The sequence below is a fragment of the Bacillus sp. LL01 genome, assembly GCF_001037965.1.
Genome location: NZ_LFEL01000001.1, coordinates 859,459 through 884,491 on the forward strand (window position 1 = coordinate 859,459; position 25,033 = coordinate 884,491).

Genomic DNA, 25,033 nt, shown 5'->3' on the forward strand with positions numbered 1-25,033 from the left:
CTCTAAGTTTTTCTACATGGATTGACAGATTCCTGCAAGTTTTTTTATTTTTTTAAAAAAATTCAGTTTTCTTTAATGATCTTCGGAAATTAGAGGAAGGGGTATATGGAATTAATCTTACACTCAATTTTTCTTTTCGCCGGATTATGGATAAGAAACGCTGAAATAATTAGATTTTCGCTGGATTATAGAAATAAACGCTGAATAATCTACAGAAACGCTGGATTATTTTAAAAATCGCTGAATAAACATCCCACATACCCACCAAGGGTATAATACAAGAGGCTTATCTTCTAGTAAACACCCTCCTTCTGAGCAAATTATCGACTCTTCTTATGGTATGAACCGCATTTTCATTAGTAAGCGATATATAAATCGCTTGTAATTAGTAAAGGTTACAACTTTCACTAGAATTACAGCTCAAACTAAAAGGAATTCATCGCTAACCCAACAAGAGCAAGAAGGGACCCCACCTTGGAATCAGAAAGACCTGTTCCCTCTCAAATATTCCTCAACTAATCTGCCAATCTCCTGAATAGTCCTTTTGCCAATAGAGTTATCAAACAAGTTATCGACAAGCACTGCTACCATCAGCTTCTTCGCCCCAAAGGAAACAATCCCGCAGTCATGCTCGACACCTGGAAGCTCCCCTGTTTTGTTGGCAACCTTCACCGAATCAAGATCCATATAAAACGGAAGCTTATCCAAGAGCTGCTGACCACCAAGAATACTCAACATCTTTTGCCTGCTCACATCTGAGAACGCAGCCGTCTTGCCCCCTTCAAAATGCAGAAGCTTCAGACACGCCAGCATATCCCTAGCACTTGTCCTGTTTTCTAACCCTGCGTCAACCGCTTCAAAGTCCATCATCTTTCTTTCAAGTCTCGTCCTGCTCAATCCTTGCTCCGCACAGAACTCGCCCACAGCATCCATCCCGATAATGTCTAAAACCTTATTAGTCGCGATATTATCTGATACAACGATCATCAACGTCAACAAGTCCCGTAATGTGAAAGTTGTCCCGCTATCCATAAATTGAATAACACCAGCTCCACCGACACGCCCCTCTACCTCTATCGAAAACCTGTCAGTAAGTTTCAATTCCCCTGACTCCACCTGTTTAAATGCCGCCATCAATATAGGTATCTTTATCAGACTTGCCGCCTTTTTCTGAGCATCGGCATCCATCTCAAGCCGCCGCCCGCCATCGTCCTCCAACACAAAACTAACGTGCCCGGCAGTGGAATCCACCACTCCCTGGACACGTTTCTTCAACTCCAACAACCGAGTATCAGTTTCCATCATGCGCACTTGCCACCATTTCCCTTACCTTATCAGGTCCGACAATCTTTTCATTATATAAATGGCATGCCACATAATGGCTTTCCTCTACTTCCTGCCACTGGGGCACTGTTTGGCTGCAGGCTTCCATCGCATGTGGGCAGCGAGTGCGAAATACACAGCCGCTAGGTGGGTTGATCGGGCTTGGTATCTCTCCTTGAACGATTTGTCTTTCCCGCTTGTCTTCTACATCCGGGTCCGGTATAGGTATCGCGGATAGTAAGGCTTGTGTGTATGGATGCAGAGGCTTTTTATAAAGAGCCTTGCTTTCGGTCAGCTCCATCATTTTTCCGAGGTACATGACTCCTATCCGATCACTGATATGTTTGACCATGGATAGGTCGTGGGCGATAAACAGATAGGTCAATCCTTTTTCTTTCTGTAATCTTTTCATCAAGTTGACTACCTGTGCCTGTACGGATACATCCAATGCCGAAATCGGTTCATCGGCTATGATAAAATCCGGATTCAAGGCCAAGGCACGGGCAATTCCGATTCGCTGCCTTTGTCCTCCACTGAATTCATGCGGGTAACGGTTAGCATGCTCGCGGTTTAGACCCACATCCTCCAATAGCTGATAGACACGTTCTGTACGTTCTTTGTTATTTTTATAGATTCCATGCACTTCCATCGGTTCGGAAATGATCTCTTTAACCGTGGAGCGTGGATTTAGAGATGCATAGGGATCCTGAAAGATCATTTGCATGTTCCGGTGGAAGGCAAATTTCTCTTTTTCGGTGAGGTTATGGACGTCCTTCTCGTTAAAACTCACTTCACCTGATGTTTTTCCATAAAGGCCGATGATGGTCCGTCCGGTGGTCGATTTCCCACATCCGGACTCTCCCACAAGGCCAAAGGTTTCTCCCTTATATATATCAAATGAGACATTGTCTACCGCTTTCAGGGTTTGATTTTTTCCCAGAAAAAAATATTTCTGCAGATTTTTCACTTGAAGTAGTTTCTTTTGCATGTTTATTCCCCGTCCTTCTGCCAGTACCTTCTTGCTGCACATAGTTCTTTTTCATAGATGGTGTTTTCCATAGGAAGGATTTCAATATCCTTGCCTGTTTTTGGTGAGTGTAAAAGCTTGCCGTCACCATAGTAGATTCCTACGTGGTGGAGTTTTCCCTTTCCTTCTTCATAAGCAAAGAACAGAAGATCCCCAGGCTCCAAGGCATCCAACGGCACTTCCACTCCCTCTTTTGCCTGGTCATGGGCATCTCGCGGAATGATATAACCGTTTGCTTTGCACATCGTGTAACTGAAGCCAGAACAATCCATGCCATATCCACTCATACCACCCCATAAATATGGGAGGTCGAGGAATCTTTCACCAGTCCGGACGATGTCTGCTCCAGAACCCTTCGGTATGGCGGATAGACCATCGTAGACAGAACTATCACTAGCTCGCAGTACTCCTGCCGTTCCATCCGGAAGGGTGACCTTTACCGTGCCCTCTCTTCTTTCCAGCACTGGCAAAATGGTTTGAAAGCTAAGCTCCAGCAACTCTTTCTCACCCGTTGTGGAAAATAAAGGAGCAAGGTTGCTCGTCACCACTGCCACAGGACACCCATCCGTAAGCTTCCAGTCTGTTACTTCCGTAATCTGACATTTCGGTACCCAGCCCGGATATCCCCTCTCATCCTTGGATGAGCCCTGGGTCAAGGCAATAATATGATAGTAGTCTTCTTTTTCTTCCAGAACGAGAACCTCCTGACCGTAAAGCAGCTGAGACTGGATGAGGTTGGCATCACAGAGCTCCAAACTTGTTTCAAAATTAAGCGAATCCAACCAGCTCCTGATATCAGTTGGATTGGATGTGGCCTTTTCATCCAGCTTTCTTGCTGAATCGTAAGATGTCCAGATGGTGGCTACCGGTACGTTTATGACATATTTACTCAATGCTGACTCCTCCTTTGACTTGTACATTACTGATTCCTAATCCATGGGCATCCGGGAAGCTTATAATACGTCCGTTATAAATGATTCCGCCTTTTACGATATCCTCGGCCAGCATGAGTGGGGCATCGAAATCATATCGTGTGATATTGCTTTTACTGGCGGCAAAATGTGCTGCAGCCGTGATGCCAAGCCTTGTTTCAATCATGCTTCCTACCATGCATTCGACTCCGAAGGCTTCCGCGATACTATTAATCTTCTCCGCCTGGAAAATGCCCCCTGACTTCATAAGCTTGATATTGATCAGGTCTGCACTGCGCGTTTTGAGCACCTGAAGTGCCTGTTCGGCTGTAAAGACACTCTCATCCGCCATGATTGGGGTCTCCACTTCATCTGTTACTTGTTTCAAACCTTCCATATCGTGCGCGATAACCGGCTGTTCCACAAGTTCAATGTTCAATCCCAAGTCTTCCATCTTACGAATGCCACGTATTGCTTCCTTGGCGGTCCAACCCTGGTTGGCATCAAGTCGAATTTCTACAGAATCTCCCACCCGGTTCCTGATTTCTCTTATTCTAGCAATATCATTTGCCATATCGTCTTTTCCGACTTTTACCTTGAGTACTTGGAAACCTCTTTCTAGATAAAGCAATGCGTCCTCCCCCATTTCCTTCGGGGAATTGACACTGACCGTGAAGTCGGTTTCAAGCTGGCTTTTGGCCCCTCCCAAATATTGATAAAGAGGAAGCCTACTTTGCTGGGCCAAACAGTCATAGATTGCCATATCCACCGCAGCCTTTGCACTGAAATTGCGTACAAGGGATTTATGTAATTTTTGCATTAGAGGCTCATAGTTCAGAAGATTTTCGTTTAGTAGAATTGGTTTGAAAATTTGTTGAATGGCGTATTCCACACTATCCAGGCTGTCACCCGTGATCACATGGGTTGGTGGCGCTTCTCCCCATCCTATCATTCCATTGTCACAGGTGATTTTCACTACTATCGCTTCTGCAACATACACCGTACGCAACGCCGTCTTAAATGGTTTGGTAAGAGGCACTGTGGTACGAAAAGTTTCGACTTGTTGTATGTTCATGCTTCCCGCTCCTTTCATTCCACTCCGGCTTGAATGGTTAATTTCTTGTTGTAAGTATTGAGTTCCGCTTTCGCTCCATGCGGAATGGCGATGTTTGGAGAGCAGTGCCCGAATTGGAAGCCGCTCATGGTCGGTTTGCCTGCATCTTTTACATGCTGAGTGATGACCTCCTCCAAGGTCAATGAGGCTTTCCCTTCATCCGGTACACAGTTATGGAAATTGCCGATGACAATTCCTTCTGCATCCGCGAATTTCCCTGCCATTTTCAGCTGGTTGAGCATTCTGTCCACTTTGTAAGGTTGTTCGTCAATGTCTTCAAAAAAGAGGATCTTTCCTTTGGTCTGCAATTCAAAAGGGGTACCAAGCGAACTCACAAGCAAGGTTAGGTTTCCGCCAACCAACTCTCCGGTTGCAACGCCCTCGTTCATCACACCAAGTTGGGAAAGTTCTTCTGTATAAACTATTTCAGTTGGGTAAAACAGCTGCTGAAAATAGGCTTTTGATAGAGGGTGGATGCTATCAAGTCCGATATCCGAGCTCAGCATCGGACCATGGAAAGAAGTTAAATCAGCCTGTTGATAGAATGCCTGATGTAAAAAAGTGATATCGCTGTACCCCCAAAAGATCTTGGGGTTATTTTTAATAATGTCATAATCTATGGCGGAGGCGATTCTTGCTGTTCCAAATCCGCCACACGCACAGAAAATTGCCTTTACTTCTTTATCAAGAAACATCGCATGAAGATCTTCCAGTTTCTCCTCATCCTTGGACGCAAGGTAGCCGTATGGAGCATCCACATACTTGCCCATCTTAATTTTCAAGCCTAGTTCTTCTTCTAAAAAAGGTAATGCTAGTTTCAGCTTTTCCTGTTTAGGGGGACTTGCAGGTGCGATGACGCCAACCGTGTCTCCTTTTTTCAAACGTAGTGGCTTCATTCTTCGCCACTCCTCTCCTGTAAAGTTTCCGTCAAAATATGTATATGTATGGTCATGCTTGCTCAATATGTATTCTATTTCAATGAAAAGGGTGTTCAGTGAACACCCTTCTCCAGTTCAAGCTCTATTGTTCTATTACTCTTTGTCCGCCCATTTAAGCTCGATGTAGCCAACCGGGTGACGGACGATTCCTTTTACCGCTTCATTTTGAAGGTAAACGTGGTTGTAGAAATACAATGGAATGATCGGCATTTCTTCAAATAATACCTTTTCCGCATCATACATGTACTCAAATCGTTTTGCTTCATCTGCCTCGTTAAGAGCATTTTGGATCAGTTCATCATATTTGGAATTTGTCCAGCCAGTACGGTTCATAGAATGACCAGTCTGGAAATTCTCCAGGAAGTTAATTGGATCTGCATAGTCAGCCAAGAAAGAGCTGCGGGAGAATTGGAATTCAAGGTTTCTCTGCGCATCAAGGAATACGTTCCATTCCATGTTTGCAAGCTTCACATCTACTCCCAAATTGTCTTTAAACATTTGTTGAAGTGTTTCAGCAATACGCTTATGCTCATCACTTGTGTTATACGTCAACGTTACTTCAGGTAATGTTTCATACCCTTCTTCTTCCATCCCTTTTTCCAGTAGCGTTTTTGCTTCTTCTGCATTAAAAGTTACAAGGTCTCCGTTTGTTTCGCGGAAGTCATTGCCGGATGGATCAGTAAATCCAGCGGAAACAAAACCTTTTGCAGGTTCTTCATCTCTTTTTGTAATATAGTCGACAATATCTTGCTGGTTTACAGCCATTGCGAATGCTTTACGGATGTTGGCATTTTGGAATGGCTCTTGATCCACACCGAAACGGAAGAAGTATGTTCCCGCTTGCTCCCCAACATTTACTTTCCCTTCGTCGAATAACTTCTCACTAACATCAGCAGGAACTCCTGAAGTATCCAGGTCCCCTGTTTGGTACATTTGGTATTCCGTATTGGAATCATTCACCATTGCCCAGTGAACTTTATCAAGTTTCACTGCGTCAGCATCCCAATATTGGTCGTTCTTTGCCATAACAAAGTGGCTTTCATGCTCCCACTCATCCAGGTTGAATGGTCCATTACCTACAAAGGACTCTGCTTCTGTAAACCATTCAGGATTTTCTGTAGCTACCTTCTCATTGATCGGGAAGAAGGCCGGGTTTGTGATAACACTCAAGAAATATGTTTGTGGAGCTACAAGTGTAACTTCCAACGTTTTTTCGTCAACTGCCGTTACCTTCACGTCATCAGCAGAGCCTTCACCGTTGTTAAATGCTTCTCCACCCTCGATAAAGTAACCAAGGAATGCAGCAGGAGATGCTGTGTCAGGGTTTAAAAGACGCTTCCAGGCAAATTCGAAGTCACCTGCAGTTACAGCATCCCCATTGGACCATTTTGCATTGTCACGAATGTAGAACGTGTACGTTTTTCCATCTTCGGAAACATCCCATTTCTCAGCAGTAGCTTCTTGAGGCAGGTGCTCGTCATTCAAGCGAGTCAATCCTTCCATCAGGTTGTTTAAGGCGTTCCAGGAATAAGAGTCAAAGCCGATTGGCGGATCTAATGAAGTCGGTTCAGATCCGTTGTTCAGTCGAAGGACCTTTTCTCCTGATGCGTTATCGTTGTTGTTTGAGCCTTCGCTCGTGTCGGTGCCTGCATTGTTGCTTGCCGTACATGCTGCAAGTACAAATATTAGCATTGCCGCCATTAGTAATGACATTACCTTTTTCATGTGTTACTCCCCCTTTTTCATATTTGAAATTGTAAGACGCCGCTGTTGATTTCCGCACTGGGCTTCTATCAACAGCTAGGGCATCTGTATACAAACTCTATTTCACTATAAGTCTTACCTTATAGTAGAAATCACTGTTTTTACTGGTTTAGGGGCTCTTGGGTCCTGAAGCCAGCAATCTACATGATGTTCCTCAGACAAGGTCGTCTTCATCGGATATACGCGCTCACAAACCTCCATGGCATAATCGCATCTTGCTGCAAATGCACATCCTATCGGTGGCGAAAACAGATCGGGAGGAGAGCCGACAATAGGTACTAGCTCTTCATCTTCCAAATCAAGACGCGGGACAGAATTTAATAATCCCTTCGTATATGGGTGCTCTCCCCTGTAGAAGATTTCTCTTCTGTTTCCGGATTCCACGATTCTTCCCGCATACATAACAGCGACACGATCCGCCACTTGTGCTACCACTCCAAGGTCATGCGTGATAATGATGATGGAAACCCCTGTTTTCTTTTGAATATCTTTGAAAAGATTTAAGATCTGAGCTTGAATCGTCACATCGAGTGCTGTTGTCGGTTCGTCTGCAATCAACACTTCCGGCTGGCAGACAAGGGACATCGCAATGACAATACGTTGCCTCATGCCTCCACTGAACTGGTGCGGATATTGCTTCAGACGTTCTGTCGGACTTGGAATCCCCACAAGGTTCAGCATTTCAATAGCCTGTTTTTTCGCTTCCGCTTTGGATACCTTCTTATGTTGGATAATCCCCTCCATAATCTGATCCCCGACTGTTAGCGTAGGATTCAACGCTGTCATCGGATCTTGGAAAATCATTGAAATATCCGCACCACGAATTTTTCTCATTTCCGGCTCGGACACTTTCGTGAGATCTTTGCCTTTAAAAAGGACCGACCCTTGGGTAATACGGCCTGGCGGTTCTGGAATCAAACGCATGATACTTTGGGACGTTACACTTTTCCCGCAACCTGACTCCCCTACGATTGCAAGCGTTTCCCCTTTATGAAGGTCAAAACTTACGCCGCGGACAGCCTTTACTTCCCCTCCGTATGTTGTAAAGGAAACATGTAAGTCTTTTACTTGTAGTACTTTTTCCATGATGTCACTTACCTCCTCAGCTTTGGATCTAGTGCGTCTTGTAAGCCGTCTCCAAGCACGTTAAACGCAAACATGGTCATGGAGATGAAGAATGCCGGGAAGAATAAGCGCCACCAATGACCGGAAATGATTGTAGACAATCCATCATTGGCCATTACACCCCAACTAGCATAAGGAGCTTGTACCCCTAGACCCAGAAAGCTTAAAAATGCTTCCGCAAAGATTGCTGCTGGAACCGTCAATGTCATTTGAACAATAATGGGTCCCATCGTATTTGGAAGGAGATTTTTTCTGATAATCCGAGCTGTCTTCGTTCCAAATGTTTTGGATGCAAGCACAAACTCATAATTTTTTATTTGCAATACTTGTCCCCTTACTATCCTGGCCATACCGACCCATCCGGTTACGGTAAGGGCAATGATGATGGTCAGTAAGCCAGGTCCCATTACTACCATTAATAAAATCACGACTAGTAGATAAGGAAGGCCGTATAATACTTCCACCACACGCATCATCGCATTATCAGTTCTGCCGCCTTTATAGCCGGCAATCCCCCCGTAGATAACACCGATGATAAAATCAATCAATGCGGCCATTAAACCGACAAATAAGGAGATTCTTGCACCATACCAGGTACGCGTGAAAACATCTCTCCCCAGCTCATCCGTACCGAAAAGATGGGTCGATGACGGCGACTGGTTCTGATTGGGCAGATTTGTCTGCGTTACACTGTGTGAGGAAAAGATCGGACCGAAGATGGCCATGATGGTCAAGAAGATCAGAAAGACCAGCCCTGCCATTGCCAATTTATTCTTAACGAGCCTGCGCCAAGCATCCTGCCAATAGGAAAGGCTCGGTCGAACAACAGCTTCTGCCTCTCCCTTATTTTTATCAACGGGGGTGAACCATTCATCAGGGACAGTGTTCGACTGATTTTCTTGAAGTTTACGATGTGCCATATCAGTTCCCCTCCTTTTTATAAAGCTTGATCCGAGGGTCTAATATCCCATAAGCAATATCTACAAGAAAAAGCATCATGATCAAGAAAGCACTATAAAATACCGTCGTACCCATTATGACCGGATAATCACGAGTATTGATGCTTTCTACGAAGTATTTCCCCATGCCTGGAATGGCAAAGATCTTCTCGATAACAAACGTCCCGGTCAAAATTCCTGCGGCAAGAGTCCCCAAGATTGTGACTACCGGCAGCAACGCATTTCTAAGCGCGTGCTTAAATACTATTTTCACAGGGGATAACCCCTTTGCTTTCGCAGTTCGTATGTAATCTTGCGTCAGTACTTCCATCATGCTTGACCTTGTTAATCTCGCAATGATCGCCATCGGTCCGGTTGCAAGTGCTAATGTAGGCAAAATCATATGCTTCCAGCTCGACCAAGTGGCAGGCGGGAGCAAGCCCCAAGTAACTGCAATCTGCTGTATGAGCATTGTTGCAAGGACAAAGTTCGGAATGGATATCCCGAACACAGCAAATGTCATGGCCATATAATCAATAACACCGTTTCGTTTCAGTGCAGCAATCACTCCTAAAAAGATTCCTGAAATAACTGCAATCGCCAAGGTAATCATGCCTAGTTCGAACGAAATCGGAAAGCCTCGCCCCAACATATCATTTACCGTCTGGGACGGCTGTTTGATAGATGGTCCAAAGTCCAATGTGGCTAATGTCTTTAAATACATCACATATTGCACAGGTATCGGCTTGTCCAAATGATAGTGCGCTTCCAGGTTACGCTGTACCACATCACTTGTGGAGCGCTCTTCATTAAGTGGTGAACCCGGTATGGCATGCATCAAGAAGAAGGTCAATGTGATGATGACCCATAAAGTTATGAGCATTGCTAGTAATCGTTTTGCTATAAAAGTTCCCATTCTCCCACTCACACTTTCTTCACTATAGGGTTTTTATGTAAGGCTGTTTTCTAAAAGATTGTTGTTATTGACTATAAAGTTTGACCGTTCCTTTTCGCTGCAGTCACTCGCTTTCCGCGGGGCGATGCTTGAGCCTCCTCACAACGCTTCAGGGGTCTCAAGTCTACCGCTACCTCCCGCCGGAGTCGAGTGCCTTCCGCTCCAATCCACTCGTTTTTTATATTTTTCTAAAAGGAACAAACTTTGTTAAACAGCCTTATGTAATTTCCAAAAAAATTTATCAGCAAAAAGTCGTTCTCATCGCCAATTCTGTCATCACAAGCATAGCTTGATAGGCTTCTTTGATATCTTTGGCCTGAAACCTGACAATGGTTGTCCCAGGCTCTATTTCCGTTCCGGGCATAAGGTTTGCATATTCCGCTTGGCCGTAATTAGCAAACTCAATGCGAAGCGTCGGGTGATCAGGTGGTACTAACGGTTTAACAGTATGTATGTCATCCAATGCCTTGGAGGTCTGTTCTTTAATAAGCTCTTGCGCTTTGATCGGAGTCAATGATTTCGCAGCGGACCGTGATGCTGCCTCCTTTACCACCGCACAATGTATGCCAGGAATGAGACTTTCCGCCTCCAATGCTGTCTGGTCATCTCCAGCCACCATGATTACAGGTACTCCATAATAACCTGCTACATAGGCATTAAACCCTAATTCTCCAACTTGCACATCATTAATGTACATATTTCTCACACCGAAAATCATAGAGTGGGTCATGACTCCTTTCATGGAAGCCCTAGCATGATATCCGACAAAAATAGCAGCATCAAAGCTTTCATCCAATCCCTGCACCATGGAGAACGGTTTCACATCACCTGTGATTAACTTGGTATCGGGATGCAGGTCCTCAATCAGTATGTTATTCATTTTTGAATGGCTGTCATTTACAACAACCTCCTTGAATCCTTTTTCAAAAGCTGTGGTCACGACCGCATTCGCTTCCTGTGTCATTATTTTACGACCACGCTCATAGTTATGTAGTCTTGAATCGACATGGGTATGATCTACCAGACCACTAATCCCTTCCATATCCACCGAAATATATAAATTCATCCATTTCCCTCCTTTCGTGTTACAATTTTCTTAATATTATAACAGTATTATGTTTATGATTCAATCAAACTAGGAAAATATGAGTCTAATTATTCACACTATTTATATATATGTAAAAAACCCTAATGAAACCAAGTATTATTCGAAATAGTCAACTATTTTTATACGAAATTATGGATAAATATTATAAATTGGCCTATAGAAAAAACGTATTCCAATAAAACTTTTTAGTATATTTTGGAATTTTGTTTCACAAAAAAAGATCCAGGTTGGAGTTTTACTCCTTTACTGGATCTTTCAACTTATTATTATTGGTTGTTTTCGTAAACTTTGTTGCTTTTTTGAGAAAAGAGCCTTATTATTACATTTCTATTTCAAAAGTTTCAGCGACTCTCTGATAAATGCTGGAATGTCATCTGGGGTTCTACTAGAAACCAGTTGGTCATGGCATACCACCACTTCCTTGTCGTGGAAATGTGCCCCTGCATTTTGCAGATCGACCTTGATGGATGTAAATCCTGTAATATCTCGTCCTTTAAGAGCTTCTGCCGTGATAAGTAATTGGGGACCATGGCAGATGGCAAAAACCGGTTTCCTGTCATCCATGAATGCTTTCGTAAACGAAACAAATCGGTCGTCCGCTCTGAGAATATCAGGTGAGAATCCTCCCGGAATCAGTAATGCGTCGAAATCCTTAGGGCTGACATCATCAATTCCTGCGTCAGTGGTAACCTGCACTCCATCTGTTTTTCCTTTGACGGTTTCCCCCTTGGACTTCTCAATCACCGTCAGCTGGTGACCGGCCTCCTCAAAGGCTTTGGCAGGCTCCGTGTACTCTGAGTCTTCAAATTCATTGGTTAATAGTACTGCGATTTTTTTACTCATTATAGAACGACTCCTTCTTTATATTTGTTGAAGTTACATAAATTAAAATACCCGTCATCAGACAAACTAAACGTCCCGTTAAACATCGGGCATGAATTGCTGAAAAATGGTATCCTTCTGAATAGGATAAACCTCCCTACCTGCCAAATCATTGATAATCGTTTGATTTCGCATGACTGCCAAGCTTAAATTGGTGGCTGCGGTACCATGTGAATGTTCCAGGTTGGTGGAGATATAAAGGTGATTCTTCTTTTCTTCCTTCCAGACCAACCTAAACTTCTCATCAACTTTAAATTCTTTTTCACTCTCCCATACGATTTCATCTTTTTTATCCCAGATCCACTGGGGAATATGAGGCTTGTAGCCAGTTGCGAGCACCACTTTATCCGCATGGACCTTAAACTCCTCTTCTTTTTCCCATTGCTTACAGGACACGATCAAGGAGCCGTTTTCCTCCTTTATGGAATTCACTTCAGTTAGGGGCTGGATGGTAATTTTTCTGTCTCGCCCTTCGACAGAACGGTTATATAGAAGGTCATAGATCTTGATTAACGTTTCTTTATCCACTCCATTGCGGACCGAATCCAATCTTTCCAAGGCTTCTTTACGCTTTTCGTATGAAAGTCCATGAAAATAGTGTACATAATCTGGTGAAAACACTTCCTGACCAAGTTTCGCACTTTCTAGTTGAGAAAAAATGGCGGACCGTGTGTACCATGTAAGGGAATATTGATTGTGTTTCTGGTCTTCCAGTAGTTCATAGAATACCTCTGCCGCACTCTGACCGGAGCCTACGACAATGACTGATGTGGAATCTTTGATAGTTTTTGCATCTCGCAAATATTCACTCGTATGCACCACGTGTTCACTTTTTTCAATGCTATCTGGTATAAACGGGACACTTCCCGTCCCAACAACAAGATGCTTTGCAAGATAAGTAAAGACTTCCTTTGTCGCTGTTTGCTTCACCTTTACTTCATAGGTATCGCCATCATAGGAAACTGCCACTACCTCTGATTGAAATCGGCAGTTCCGAAGTTTCTCTGAGACCCACTTTGCATATAGGTTATATTCTCTTCTCGGAATATCAAAGCGACGATAAAAGAAAAATTGGAACAATCTGTTCTGTTTATGTACATAGTTCAGAAAACTGTATTTGCTTGTCGGGTCTGCAAATGTAACCAAATCTGCGATGAAGGGAACTTGCAAATCGGACTGTTCAATAAGCATACCGGGATGCCAATTGAATTCTTCCTCTTTATCAAAGAAGATGGACGTAATATTCGGCTGATCATCCATCAATGCCGCCAATCCTAAATTAAAAGGGCCAACCCCTATTCCAATAAGGTCAAACATTCTACTTTCTGACATCTTACTCCCCCATTTATATCTATAATGTCTTATTTATACCCTTATTACCCTTATTTCCGAAAATTACTTCCCCATTTTATAAAGGCTGTCATGAAATCTATCATCTTTGATCAACTGTTGATTATATAGAACGCACGAAAAAAGGACAGAGAAGAATCTCTGTCCAAATTATCCCGTGTGTACGAAAGGAGAAGGAAGCTGTACACGATATATTTTATGCATAAATCTATGAACTGCTTGGACATCCATCTTCTATCAAACGCACATTTTTACTGAGTTGGTAAGACGATAGTGACCGTTGTTCCGTTGCCTTCTTCACTTTCAATTTTCAGCTGCCCTTTATGTTCCTGTATAATTTTTTTGGTAATTGTCAAGCCAAGCCCCATCCCTTTTTCCTTTGATGTAAAGAAGGGATCTCCAAGTTTTTCAAGATTGGAATAGCTGATACCAGTTCCGCCATCTTTGATTTTGACATTCACACCTTCAACAGGATCATGCCCTCCGCTTATTTCTATTTTTCCACCTGCTGGCATTGCCTCCATCGAATTTTTGATAAGGTTTATGAATACCTGCTTAAGATTGTTTTTATCCCCTCTTATCAACATATCCTCTTCCATATTGTTTATTACTATGGTGATATTATTACTACGGGCTTCGTTACCTACCAGGTTAATAACATATTGAACGATGTCCAAAATTGGAATAAGAGTGAGTTCTTTATTTTGTGGCTTGGAGAGCACCAGCAGTTCCGTGACGATTTCATTGATTCTATCAATTTCGGACAGCACCAACTCTACATGATGCTGGTTTGTTTTTCCGGTCTTTTGAATTAGTTGAATAAAACCTTTAATTGAAGTCAATGGATTTTTTATTTCATGGGCAATACCTGCGGATAATTCCCCTACAACTGATAGCTTTTCTTTGGTGACCAGCAGCTGTTCCGTCTTTTTCAAGGAGGAAATATCCCTACCAATAGTAACAAGCGCTCTCCTGCGCCCATCCACTTGGAATAACGGTACTTTAATTACATCAAACGTCTTCCATTCTCCATCCGCCAAACAGAATGACTCTTCCGCACGGGTGGACTTACCTTCCTCCCATGTCTGTCTGTCAGTTTCTGTACAGTATTCAAATGCTTCTTTAAAATAAGGCGAGTACTCAGCCAGCTCCAGATCCGTCTTTCCTTTATAATCGACCGCCTGTAAATCATAGAGTGCCAGGCCATAGTCATTAGTCTGAAGCCACCTGCCCTCTCCATCCTTGAAACAGACAAAATCAGGCATGTTATTTATCAGTGTGGAAAGTTCCTGTTCCTTTTGTTCCAGTTCTTTCAGTGCCTCGTGTTTCTTCAGCATCATATACAACAATATTGTTGTAATGAGAATAAACAGCCAGCCTTTCAGTAAATTGATATATTCCGCTATAACGAAATAGTTATTTTGTTTTAAGACATATAACCAATAATCCGTAAGGGCTACCCATACAATTCCAAATAACAGATAGATTAAAGGTATTAACTTAAGCCATTTCTTTTTCATAAAAATACCTCATACATCTTTAAAAATCATTTTTTCATTGAGAAATTAAACATCACTTTGTTTGTTTATAATTAGGCTGTTTTCGTAAACTTTGTTGCTTTATCGTATTTATAAACCAACCGTTATATTCCTTGCTATCGTGCTCTTTTCTTGGCTATACGGGATAGACTGCATGCCTAGTTTAGAGTAGATAAGCGTTAAAAAGTCCAATTGCCGACTTTTTACTGGTGAATAGCAACATTCTTTCAGAAAAGAGCCTTATATTATTATATCTTTTTATTCTTGATATAGATACAAAGTCCCACTTGGGAAAGTTGTTCATGTTTTTACTGAATTATACCGTTTTTCCATTATACACTTTCCTGAACCAAGATTTCTACTTACTTTTGTAGTATAGCGCTTTCTTTTCACAAGAATGAATTATGTTTATGCCGCAATCAAAAGGGTATATATTCGGTAAATAAAGAAATCTCCAGGAGGTATTAACATGGAAGATAAGGATGTTAGAGTAGAAAAAAGGGAGACAAAAGAAGATAGAGGAATGGTTGCATCCACTTTTATTAAATATACTGCTTATCTGATCATATTTTTTGGAATTATCTGGTTCATCATTAGCTACTTACTGCCAATGCTTCAATAAAAGGTAGTTTCTCTAAAAAGGAAGCTGGGCCCTTGTCAAATGGACTTGGGCCCAGCTTTTTATTTTAGTTCGACTGTTCCTCCATTTAGAGAATTGTCCCGGAGAATTGTGGCATCTGTAAAGTAATTGACTGAATCTGTTCCCCGTCAATGTCCACCGCCCACAGCTTATAATTCGGCTTGCCTCTAAGCCAGCTCTGATCTTGAATAAACAATACCCGGTTCTTTTCACGGAAAAATACCGGTTCTGTAATCAATGTGCGAAAGCTTGTTAGTGGTTGCACTTCTTTTCCAGCCGTGTCCATCTTGTACATTTCGTAAATAAATTGAGATTTCTTACGAGGATTTTCACTTGCTGCTGAGAAAGCTACAATGTCACCTTCAGGCGATAATTTTGCACTATAGATTATATTTTTTTCAAACTCGAAGTTTGGGTTAATGTACTCTTTTTCAATTGATTTGGTATCCATTATGACAAATGAAGAAGTCAGACCATCCTCTTCATCCAAGCTCCATTCCACAAAACCAAGCTTAGTGCCATCTTCGGCAAGGGAAAGACTTCTCTTCTTTATACTTTCATCGTGAGTAAGCCGTTCTTTATTTTCTCCTGTAGCAGAAATGGAATATAGATCGATGTTAGCCGGTCCAGCATCCAAGTCGTCCCCTTCTAAGTAGTTTTGCGCTGCGAAATAGTAGATAGATTGGTCATCTTCGGAAAATACTGCGTCAGTAATAAGCTCATCATCTTCTGATAGCCTGACCAGATTACTTCCATCACTCTTCATGATATATAAGGATTGCTTTAATGTTCCTTCCCCTTTTTCTTGTGAAAGAAAGAGTATTTTCTCTCCATTTGAAGAGTATCTTGGATGCACATGACTCTCCGCCTGTCTTGGAAACGTCAATTGATTTACATCGCTTCCATCTACATTGGCCTTATAAAGTGCTCCGTCCCCACTTTGATAGAACGGGAATACAATAGATTGGTCATCCGGCGACAAAGTGACAGTCTCTCCAAATCCATTATCAATTGGCAGCCAAGAGCGGGTAAATCGTTCAGAAAAGAAATATAAAAGGACTGATATGATGATGACAAATCCTATGAGTGTTATGGTGAACAATTTTAATGTTTGTTTTTTCATCGTATTCGGCCTCTTTCTTTCGTTTTGATAGGAATCATTATTACTTTAGTTTACCCCAAATGGGAAATTTTACTTACAAAAAAGTCCCTTTTGATGGCACTTGAGATGATTATGGAAAACAGAAAAAGCAACCTAGTCAAATAGATTGCTTTCTTTGAACTATTTTGTAGCTTTCATGATTTCTTGCAGAATGATATCCAATGTGTTTGGCGCACTATCTTGAGACATCTTACTTTTAAGTTGTTCTTTATCCGCTTTTAGAGATTCCAGTTGATTACGCAATGTTTCACTTGTTAATTCTTCCTCAAATAAAACCTTAGCAAATCCTTTTTTCTCGAAGGACTGTGCATTCAAAATCTGGTCTCCCCTACTAGCATTGCGGGAAAGTGGAATCAACAACATCGGCTTGCGCAATGCAAGAAATTCAAATATAGAGTTAGCTCCTGCCCGCGAGATAATATATTCTGATGCGGCAAGCACATCCGGAAGTTGTTGATTGATATATTCAAACTGTTTATAGCCTTTTACACCTTGAAGAGAACTGTCCACATTCCCTTTGCCACAAATATGAACAATCTGGAACTGCTCCGTTAATTCATTCAAGATCTGACGTAGGGTTTCATTGATTTTTTTTGCACCGAGGCTTCCACCCATAATTGTCAGAATCGGTTTTTTCTCATGAAATCCGAGCAAAGCCCTACCTTCCTGCTCTTTTCCAGCAAACAACTCTTCTCTGATAGGAGATCCTGTAAAAAGGACTTTATCCGCTGGAAAGTGCTTTAAGGTTTCATCAAATGTAACAAAAACTTTTGTCGCAAACTTTGTGGCGATTTTATTTGCAAGCCCAGGTGTTATATCCGATTCATGAATGATAACCGGTATTTTCAGCATTTTGGCAGCCATCACAACAGGTACCGTAACAAATCCACCTTTGGAGAAAACGACGCTCGGCTTTTCTTTTTTTAAGATAAACAATGCCTCCATTGCACCCTTAATGATGCGCAAAGGATCAGAGAAGTTCTTCCAGTCAAAATATCGACGTAGCTTTCCACTAGATATTCCACGGAAAGGTATCTTCTCATTACCTATAATTTCTTCCTCAATTCCATTTCTGGAACCGATATATGTAATATCCCAACCTGTCGCCTTCAATTTGTTCATGATTGCGATATTTGGTGTGACGTGGCCTGCGGAGCCTCCGCCTGTGAACACGATCTTTTTGTTAGTCATGGTATCATCATCCTTCATGTCATTCTCTCTACTCTATATTATTATCGAAATATGGTAGAAAGGCAAAAATTTTATTGTTACCTTTAATTTTTGGCAGCTTGGTACAACCAAATGTATTCATTCTTTGACGTTAACACAACCAACCTATAAAAAAACAGGCTAATGAACTATTTTCCTGTTCATTAGCCCTCCCTCTTCCTATATTTTCATTTGTAAAAGATAAAATATATGTGTTAATTCCACAATTATTTTATTCCCCTTGAAGGCAGTGACTGTTTAGATAATTGATAGGGAAGCTGTTGCAACGATTTAGTTACATTCTCCAACTTTTGTTCGATGCGATGCAACAAGTAAAACGTGACCACAATCGGGAACCCTACTTCGCTTATCCATGTCCACCACTGGTCCATATGCTATTCCTCCTTTCTATTGAAAAAAAGGTCTACCACGATAAGTAGACCTTTCCTGAGTGCTTTAAGCTATTTCAAAATCTGTTACGTTCCGTTCAATGATTCTTGCACCATCTTTTTCGACAAAGTTTCCACCTTTGGATGTGAAGACATCCGCAGCAATGATAGTATCCATCGCCTGTTCGATCTCCACAGGTGTTAGATCCGTTTTTGGATCATCTACAGAAATCTTCACGGTTGACCCTTCTTCATTCAAGAACAGCAATTCCAATGTAAACATGCATTTTCCTCCTTTCTAATGGATTTTACCAGTCAGCTTCTGTTATCCCAGGAAGTGCAACTCACTGCGTCTAACATTCGATACTGGTGTGGTTTGTAAACCCGAAATTGCCCCCGCTGCTTGTAAAAGTTCTGCTGCCTCTGCATCCACCTTTACGTTGTTATAGTTTTTCGTACGGTACATCAACTTCCCCTTGTCATCCTCTCCAAGTTCATACATAAGACGGAGTTGGACATTTTCCACTGCGTAATCTGCCATGTTCTCACCCCCTTTCACCTTCTATATAAAGAAAATAAGGAAAAAGGTAGTGAAGAGTTTGAAAAAAATAAAAAAACATTTCAGCCATTGATTCTTGCCGAAATGTTCTTGAGATTACTATGATTATTATTTTATTATGAAACGGATTTCTTTAAATCCAGCGCTGGTTTTTGTCTGGATAATTTCTGTAATGAGGATTCGTTATAGCCAACAATCAGTTTTTTTCCACTTGTAATAATTGGTCTTCTTAACAGTTTTGGCTCTTCAATGATGAGCTTAATCAGTTCGGACAGGGTCAGTTCGTTTACATCGATTCCAAGGTCCTTGAATGTCTGGCTTCTTGTTGCCAAAATTTCATCTATTCCCTCTGTAGTTAAGGATAGAATCTTCATCATTTCATCATGGTTCGGAGTTTCTCTAAAAATATGCTTTTCCCGGAACTTGATGTTATTGCTCTTTAACCACTTTTTTGTTTTTCTACATGAAGTACAACTTGGGTAACTGTAAAAAATGATTTCATTCATCATGCTTACCTCCCCGTTCATATTAGGTTTTTAACTCAGGTTATTTGATATTTTTATTGTACATTATTTGTATAACTTTTGTATAGTCAAATGATATTTATTTTTTGACAAAAAAACGACAACTTTTTGTTTCATGTCAAAAATGGAGGACGGATGTTTAACATTGCATTATAATGGAAATATGTATGATAGAAAAATAGCTGTATAATCTGCATGCAGCTGGAGAAAAATGTACTTATCATGCAATCGTCACAAACTAGAAACAAACGCTTATTTACAAGTAAAGTATTGGTACATTATAATAGGAAAGTGACATGCATAAGGATTAGTGCGTAAGGAGGGGATACATATGGATCGTATGTACCGTGTAATGGGTTTCTGGACTGGGATTTTTGCAGTTATGTTCTATCTTGGCCACATGACTCAAACGTCTTTACTTTTCTTCGGACAAACGGTATTCTTCATTTTATTAAGTTATCTTAAGTTATCTGAACGTATGTACATCTATATTTTCGGAGCATATTTAACAGTTTTCTTTGTTGCCTTTTCGTATTGGACAACATTCATGATGGTGCCTGGATCTGGTGGTCATTAAACATACGTGGATACACAATAAAAAGCGATGACATTTGTCATCGCTTTTTATTGTTGGTTCAAAACAATAAATGGGGTTGTCTAAATAACTCCCTGTTTCCTTTCGTTTCAGGTGTTCGCTTTCCGCGGGGCGGTGCTTGAGCCTCCTCACTCCGTTGCGGGGTCTCAAGTCTACCGCTACCTTCCGCTGGAGTTCTCACCTTGCACTTCAGTCAACAGGGGAGATTCTGTTATATATACCTGTTCAGCCTCCCTGTTTCCTTTCTTTCCAGGTGTTCGCTTTCCGCGGGATTAAAACTTGTCACCTATTAATTTATGCCACACTTTTGTCTGCTTTTCATGTACTATTACATGGAATGAGTTGCTCCAGCTACTGTCCATAATAAGAGTTCTGATTGCTCTGTTCTGTTTACTTTTCTCAGAGAAAGGATTCGGGTCCTGGTTTTCCTGCAGGTAATCAAGTATTCCAGCTTCCACAAGGAATTCCCCTTGTCTCATCGTACAAATGTGGTTGAACCCCTTAGCGTTGAAGCTCTCTTCTAAGGAGTCGAGATGTACATGTGCCGTTAAATCCATCTTGGCAGGATATTTCAACGGGTCCGTCACCATTTGATGCTGATAATACCCTCTTATACTGCCATCTTTTAGCTCCTGATTGATTAATTCGGAAAACCGGTATCCATAATCAACCGTTAAGATTGCACCTGAGAGCAGCCACTCTGCAAGTATTTCGGCATAGTCCATCATAGCTAATGGCACTTCCATTCGTTGACCTTCAGTAAAGGTCAACTTGTTGTCCGATATGTACGCAAGAATGTCTGGATTTTCAAGAGGACAGACTCGTTCTGTCAGATTTCCGTTCACATCTAAGGCAATAAATATTTCATGGAAGGTCCCTTTAGAATATTCAATAACATGGACAGGCAGTGCATCAAACAATTCATTAGAGAAAAGGACACCATTCCTAAGGTTCTTAGGCACATCTTCCATTGAAGTGAAATAATACATTTGTGGCCTATTTCCAAGCGTGCTTTTTTGAAGTTCAATATGATAAGGGCTCATTTCCACCATTATGTATTTGATTGTATCGTAAAGTGTTTTATCCAAAGTTTCCACTTCTGCCAATAGCTGTTTTGCAAAGCGGCCGTTTCCGCCACCTATCTCGATAAATACGGGCGAGATTCCAGATTCATAAAAGTAGTGAACTAATAATTTTGCGAAGAGCTTTCCGTATATAGTGTGGACGTTACTCGATGTTAGGAAATCACCTCTCTGTCCCACCTTTTCCCTTGCTTTCATGTAATATCCTTCTGAAGGGTGATAGAGCACCGACGTCATGTATTCGGAGAAATCAATTTTCCCTCCTGGAGCATTCTCTATTTTTTCTTGTAGAAACGTAGGAATCATTCATTAAAACCCGGTAAGAAACGGATTGCTGTCCATTTCCTTTTCAATGGTTGTCGTCATTCCATGTCCTGATAGGACGGTCGTTTCTTCTGGCAGAACAAGAAGCTTGTTGTGTATGCTTTGTATAAGTTGGTCGTGATTCCCTCCTGGCAGATCTGTTCTTCCGATGCTTCCTGCAAATAGTGCATCTCCAGAAAAAACCACTTTGCTCGGTTCATGATAAAAGCTTACACTTCCTGGTGAGTGGCCTGGTGTAAACAGCACATCAAGCTTAAAGTTAGAGATGACGATTTTTTCTTCTGATTGTATAAGTCGGTCTGCCTGGTTAGCTGTAATAGGTCCAAGTTGAAAAAATTGAGAACCATTTAGGCTTGGGTCAGTTAACCAATTCTTTTCTTTCTTATGTACATAAACAGGTATATTCCAATGACTACGTACCGAATCAACTGCACCGATATGATCAAAATGAGCATGTGTTAATAAAATAGCCAAAGGTTTAAGGCCTTTCTCTTCCAGATAGGAATTAAAAGCATCCCCTTCACTACCCGGGTCGAAAATGATACATTCTTTTTTGTCATTAATAAGCAGGTAAGCATTTGTTTGTAATGGTCCTAGAGGCAATTGAGTCCATTTCATTTTCTTTCCACACCTTCCTTGAAGTATCTATCCATCTATTTTACACTAAGAAAGAGAACTTGAGAAACGAAAGGAAACTGCCGATGAAGTCGATGTTTGGTTTAGAAATACAATGTGCCGATGACAAACCGCAATACTTTCAAAATCTCTTGCTGCAGTTAAAAGAGATAACAAGTGTTTTTGACGTGGATGATAATCTTCTTATTGCCGATTCCGCCCTAGAAGCGAAAGTTGTTAAAAACATGCTTGCCAATCGTTATATCCTTGAGGAAACATACACCCTGTCTTTACTGGAAAGTCCGATAGCCAGTCCCCTATTCACCGATTATGGCTTTGTAACTAAAAAGAACAATCATTTTCTATATCAGGATATGGTCTCTATTTTCCGAATTGAAAGCGGTAAACAGGAAGATATTCATATGTTTCTTTTCCAGTTGGAGGAATCCATCATTGCAATTGAAGAACAATACAAAAAGTCGTATATTATTGATAAAGAAAATAAAGAATATATTATAAAAGTGGCCAAGGCATATGACATAGAAGTGTCATTTTTTGACCTCGACAAATAGTGCGAAAACATTTAAAATGTAATTGGAGTGTAATGTGCAATTACATACTTTATTTTTCGGGATTTCTTTCAATTAGTAATGATCTCTGAAAGGGGCGTTAACCTTGCCATTAGTTATTATCTTTGGACTCGTAACAATTTTATGTGTACTAGGACTTGTCCGTTCCCTGAAAGAAAAAAACTTCCTAGGAGTTCTTTTCGCTTTCGGAACAGTTGCGGTATTCGGTTGGTTTACAGTAATGACTTTAATCCGTTCCGGCTTCCCGGTAGCACACTAACTTAAACATGGAGCGCCCTGCGCTTGCACAAAAAAGTATTCCTTCCCAAGTGGAAGGAATACTTTTTTTGTGTTTGTAGGGAAACAGTCTTTTGTAATAATAAGCAAATTGGCACATCGGGGAATATACTGAATTAAATCAATGGTTAGGATGTTATTTGCAGATAGATTTGGTGATAATAAAGCTAGTATCCATTTGCTTGGAGGTTGATATGGAATGGCACTAAAAACTTTATGCGGCACTTGCAATGGTTCAGGGAGAAAAAAGCTCTTCATCCTCCCCTTCTACAAAAAGTGTACAAAGTGTAATGGGCAAGGAAGGATTACGAAAGGATTTTTCATGTAAGCTCTTTTCTCACTGAATGTTGCTATTCGTTAGTGTCTTTTACAAAACACCTTCATGTAAAGCAAATGCCAAGCAACTGGTTGCTTGGCATACTTTATCTCATAGTGAATTTGACCGTTTGGACTCCACAGCACGTAACTTATCATCCATCTGGACACTCTTGTCCCGACGATCATCTATTCTGATATTGGTTGCCACCCGATGCAAGCCCTTTTGAAAAGGTGCTTCATGGATGACCTGAATTACATGCATCAGGGTTGGAAGTTCCCCTTCAATGATCGTACTCATCGGAGTTAATTGATAGTTGATTTTCCCTTCTTCTTTAAATCCCTCTAAAATTTCCTGGATATCTGCTACGTAGTCACTTACACTTGGTCCGTTTGTTCCAATCGGAATCACAGTAACATCGACAATCGCCATTTCTATCGCTCCTCACCCTAGAATAGATCTACAAGATCCAATTTTTCTTCCGTTGATGGTATTATTATTTGCTCTAACTGGTATCCATATAAACTTAAAAGTCCATTCGGGGAAAATTTTAACGGTTTATTTTCCACATTTTCAAAGATGACTTTTTTCGTTCCATCTTCAACATCGATCATTATAAATTGAAAACCAGCTGAGTATGAATCGATACTTCCTCCATTTAATGCTTCAAAAATATAAAATTTTTCTGCGCTATTTACGTAAGCAAAGTATGGAATGAAGTAATTGGAATACATTGTTAAAAGCGGCGCTTCGTATGAATGGACTTCCTTCAAATCTGGAAGACGACGAAAAGAAAAGACAGCCATATCTTCATCCTTAATATTTCCTACCGTAAATAGTAGGTTGTGATAGGTTTGGAACGTTACTACACTATCCAATAACTCCACGGTTTCATTTGTTGCAAGATCAAATGTGTACAACGGTGCTTCCAATATAGGCATTTCTTGATTCCAATTAATATACCCCAGCTTTTCTTCAGATAGCCATTGGACAAATGGGTCGTCCACATCTTGTTTTACCATATTCTTTGTTGGTACATCAAGGAGAAAGCTATCGTAGGACCAATCCTCCTTGAAAGAAGAAACCATAAGCTGATTCCCGGTGAATGGATTCCAGGTAGAGACAAGATCAATGGAGTCATCAAATTTCCACTCCGCTTTTAATTCTCCACTTTCAGAAAGAACACTCAACTTCCCCTCTGTGTAAGATGGTGCTGAACGAACTAAAAAGAGATCAAAATCCTTATTGGCAGTTACAGAAATAACAGGTTCCTCTGATTCAAAAAATATTTCCGTTACACCAGTAAACAGATCAAAAGAAAGTACTTTTGAACCATCTCCATCATTTGCTATATATAAAATGGTTTCGTCATTCAACCATTCAGCGACAGTGCTAAATTGCTCAGCAGGAATCGAAAGCTTTTCATACGATTCATTATGAAAGAATAAGGGATTGAAAGGTTTTGGTTTAGCATGATTAGATAGTAAAGGTGCATTGCTAACTTCCTTGGGGGTTGGAGGAGATTGACATCCAGACAACAAGCAAAAAATTATCGTACCTATAAAAAAGATTTTCTTCATTGCACCCCTCCTTTTTGCCTATCTTAATAACGATTATGAGGCAGGAAAGGTTTCAATACAAGCAAAAAAAAATAAATATTCCTAAAGTAATATTTATCTATTCAAACAGTATGGATATGTTACCTTTCAAAAGAGACCAACACTTAAAGTAATTGGATTTACAGGGCGACAGGAGGGCTATCCTAGGCATTTACACCTC

27 protein-coding genes are annotated in these 25,033 nt (G+C 41.0%); 4 read left to right on the top strand and 23 right to left on the bottom strand.

Annotated elements, in window-relative coordinates; genetic code table 11:
- Positions 1–480 precede the first annotated feature (480 nt).
- From AB685_RS04390 to AB685_RS04450, 13 genes are all read right to left on the bottom strand, one after another.
- Positions 481–1,305, bottom strand: a complete 825-nt coding sequence (locus tag AB685_RS04390) for a serine hydrolase (RefSeq protein ID WP_053073722.1) — start codon at positions 1,303–1,305, stop codon at positions 481–483.
- Positions 1,292–2,311, bottom strand: a complete 1,020-nt coding sequence (locus AB685_RS04395; protein WP_047969286.1) for an oligopeptide/dipeptide ABC transporter ATP-binding protein — start codon at positions 2,309–2,311, stop codon at positions 1,292–1,294. Before AB685_RS04395 ends, AB685_RS04390 begins: the two co-directional genes overlap by 14 nt.
- Before the next feature lie 2 nt (positions 2,312–2,313).
- Entirely contained in the window at positions 2,314–3,243 is a 930-nt protein-coding gene (locus tag AB685_RS04400) for a C40 family peptidase (RefSeq protein WP_277814268.1), read from the bottom strand.
- Positions 3,236–4,336: a dipeptide epimerase gene (locus AB685_RS04405; protein ID WP_047969288.1), complete on the bottom strand. Its 1,101-nt coding sequence runs from the start codon at positions 4,334–4,336 to the stop codon at positions 3,236–3,238. The genes AB685_RS04400 and AB685_RS04405 overlap by 8 nt, the downstream gene beginning before the upstream one ends.
- 14 nt (positions 4,337–4,350) lie before the next feature.
- Complete coding sequence (locus AB685_RS04410) at positions 4,351–5,271, bottom strand: LD-carboxypeptidase (RefSeq protein ID WP_047969289.1); 921 nt, start codon at positions 5,269–5,271, stop codon at positions 4,351–4,353.
- A 135-nt stretch (positions 5,272–5,406) separates the two neighbouring features.
- Positions 5,407–7,038, bottom strand: coding sequence for a peptide ABC transporter substrate-binding protein (locus AB685_RS04415; protein ID WP_047969290.1), 1,632 nt, complete (start codon positions 7,036–7,038; stop codon positions 5,407–5,409).
- Positions 7,039–7,152: 114 nt separating this feature from the next.
- Complete coding sequence (locus tag AB685_RS04420; RefSeq protein ID WP_047969291.1) at positions 7,153–8,163, bottom strand: ABC transporter ATP-binding protein; 1,011 nt, start codon at positions 8,161–8,163, stop codon at positions 7,153–7,155.
- Positions 8,164–8,171: 8 nt separating this feature from the next.
- Positions 8,172–9,122, bottom strand: coding sequence for an ABC transporter permease (locus AB685_RS04425; protein ID WP_047969292.1), 951 nt, complete (start codon positions 9,120–9,122; stop codon positions 8,172–8,174).
- A 1-nt stretch (position 9,123) separates the two neighbouring features.
- Entirely contained in the window at positions 9,124–10,056 is a 933-nt protein-coding gene (locus AB685_RS04430) for an ABC transporter permease (protein WP_047969293.1), read from the bottom strand.
- A gap of 280 nt (positions 10,057–10,336) precedes the next feature.
- On the bottom strand, positions 10,337–11,161 hold the full coding sequence (locus AB685_RS04435) for a M55 family metallopeptidase (protein WP_047969294.1): 825 nt from the start codon (positions 11,159–11,161) through the stop codon (positions 10,337–10,339).
- Between the two features lie 369 nt (positions 11,162–11,530).
- Positions 11,531–12,046 (bottom strand): type 1 glutamine amidotransferase domain-containing protein, encoded by a 516-nt coding sequence (locus AB685_RS04440; RefSeq protein ID WP_047969295.1) that lies wholly within the window; start codon positions 12,044–12,046, stop codon positions 11,531–11,533.
- A 78-nt stretch (positions 12,047–12,124) separates the two neighbouring features.
- Entirely contained in the window at positions 12,125–13,417 is a 1,293-nt protein-coding gene (locus AB685_RS04445) for a SidA/IucD/PvdA family monooxygenase (protein WP_047969296.1), read from the bottom strand.
- 269 nt (positions 13,418–13,686) lie between these two features.
- Positions 13,687–14,955: an ATP-binding protein gene (locus AB685_RS04450; RefSeq protein ID WP_047969297.1), complete on the bottom strand. Its 1,269-nt coding sequence runs from the start codon at positions 14,953–14,955 to the stop codon at positions 13,687–13,689.
- Between the two features lie 487 nt (positions 14,956–15,442).
- On the opposite strand from AB685_RS04450, the gene AB685_RS31660 reads away from it, so the two are divergent.
- Positions 15,443–15,595 (top strand): hypothetical protein, encoded by a 153-nt coding sequence (locus tag AB685_RS31660; protein WP_198530451.1) that lies wholly within the window; start codon positions 15,443–15,445, stop codon positions 15,593–15,595.
- A gap of 85 nt (positions 15,596–15,680) precedes the next feature.
- Here AB685_RS31660 and AB685_RS04455 read toward each other — a convergent pair whose 3' ends face one another.
- The 6 genes from AB685_RS04455 to AB685_RS04475 form a co-directional block, all read right to left on the bottom strand.
- On the bottom strand, positions 15,681–16,736 hold the full coding sequence (locus AB685_RS04455; protein WP_047969298.1) for a hypothetical protein: 1,056 nt from the start codon (positions 16,734–16,736) through the stop codon (positions 15,681–15,683).
- A gap of 159 nt (positions 16,737–16,895) precedes the next feature.
- Positions 16,896–17,966: an undecaprenyldiphospho-muramoylpentapeptide beta-N-acetylglucosaminyltransferase gene (locus AB685_RS04460; RefSeq protein ID WP_047969744.1), complete on the bottom strand. Its 1,071-nt coding sequence runs from the start codon at positions 17,964–17,966 to the stop codon at positions 16,896–16,898.
- A 245-nt stretch (positions 17,967–18,211) separates the two neighbouring features.
- Positions 18,212–18,376 carry a YvrJ family protein gene (locus tag AB685_RS30135; protein ID WP_082153495.1) on the bottom strand — a complete coding sequence of 55 codons (165 nt, stop codon included), beginning with the start codon at positions 18,374–18,376 and terminating at the stop codon, positions 18,212–18,214.
- Between the two features lie 64 nt (positions 18,377–18,440).
- Positions 18,441–18,656, bottom strand: a complete 216-nt coding sequence (locus tag AB685_RS04465; RefSeq protein ID WP_047969299.1) for a DUF2922 domain-containing protein — start codon at positions 18,654–18,656, stop codon at positions 18,441–18,443.
- Positions 18,657–18,698: 42 nt separating this feature from the next.
- Entirely contained in the window at positions 18,699–18,914 is a 216-nt protein-coding gene (locus AB685_RS04470; protein ID WP_047969300.1) for a DUF1659 domain-containing protein, read from the bottom strand.
- 134 nt (positions 18,915–19,048) lie between these two features.
- The gene (locus tag AB685_RS04475; protein ID WP_082153496.1) at positions 19,049–19,438 is read right to left on the bottom strand and encodes a Spx/MgsR family RNA polymerase-binding regulatory protein; all 390 of its coding nucleotides are present in this window, start codon (positions 19,436–19,438) and stop codon (positions 19,049–19,051) included.
- A 349-nt stretch (positions 19,439–19,787) separates the two neighbouring features.
- On the opposite strand from AB685_RS04475, the gene AB685_RS04480 reads away from it, so the two are divergent.
- On the top strand, positions 19,788–20,033 hold the full coding sequence (locus AB685_RS04480) for a DUF2626 domain-containing protein (RefSeq protein ID WP_047969302.1): 246 nt from the start codon (positions 19,788–19,790) through the stop codon (positions 20,031–20,033).
- Positions 20,034–20,323: 290 nt separating this feature from the next.
- On the opposite strand, the gene AB685_RS04485 is transcribed toward AB685_RS04480, so the two are convergent.
- On the bottom strand, positions 20,324–21,439 hold the full coding sequence (locus AB685_RS04485; RefSeq protein ID WP_047969303.1) for an SAM-dependent methyltransferase: 1,116 nt from the start codon (positions 21,437–21,439) through the stop codon (positions 20,324–20,326).
- Positions 21,440–21,442: 3 nt separating this feature from the next.
- Entirely contained in the window at positions 21,443–22,075 is a 633-nt protein-coding gene (locus AB685_RS04490; RefSeq protein ID WP_047969304.1) for an MBL fold metallo-hydrolase, read from the bottom strand.
- A gap of 59 nt (positions 22,076–22,134) precedes the next feature.
- On the opposite strand from AB685_RS04490, the gene AB685_RS04495 reads away from it, so the two are divergent.
- A complete protein-coding gene (locus tag AB685_RS04495; protein ID WP_198530452.1) occupies positions 22,135–22,644 on the top strand; it encodes a hypothetical protein in 510 nt (169 codons plus the stop codon).
- A gap of 103 nt (positions 22,645–22,747) precedes the next feature.
- Positions 22,748–22,921 carry a DUF2759 domain-containing protein gene (locus AB685_RS30140; RefSeq protein WP_047969306.1) on the top strand — a complete coding sequence of 58 codons (174 nt, stop codon included), beginning with the start codon at positions 22,748–22,750 and terminating at the stop codon, positions 22,919–22,921.
- 444 nt (positions 22,922–23,365) lie between these two features.
- On the opposite strand, the gene AB685_RS04510 is transcribed toward AB685_RS30140, so the two are convergent.
- Positions 23,366–23,686, bottom strand: a complete 321-nt coding sequence (locus tag AB685_RS04510) for an MTH1187 family thiamine-binding protein (RefSeq protein ID WP_047969308.1) — start codon at positions 23,684–23,686, stop codon at positions 23,366–23,368.
- A 17-nt stretch (positions 23,687–23,703) separates the two neighbouring features.
- The gene (locus AB685_RS04515; RefSeq protein ID WP_047969309.1) at positions 23,704–24,834 is read right to left on the bottom strand and encodes a hypothetical protein; all 1,131 of its coding nucleotides are present in this window, start codon (positions 24,832–24,834) and stop codon (positions 23,704–23,706) included.
- Positions 24,835–25,033 lie beyond the last annotated feature (199 nt).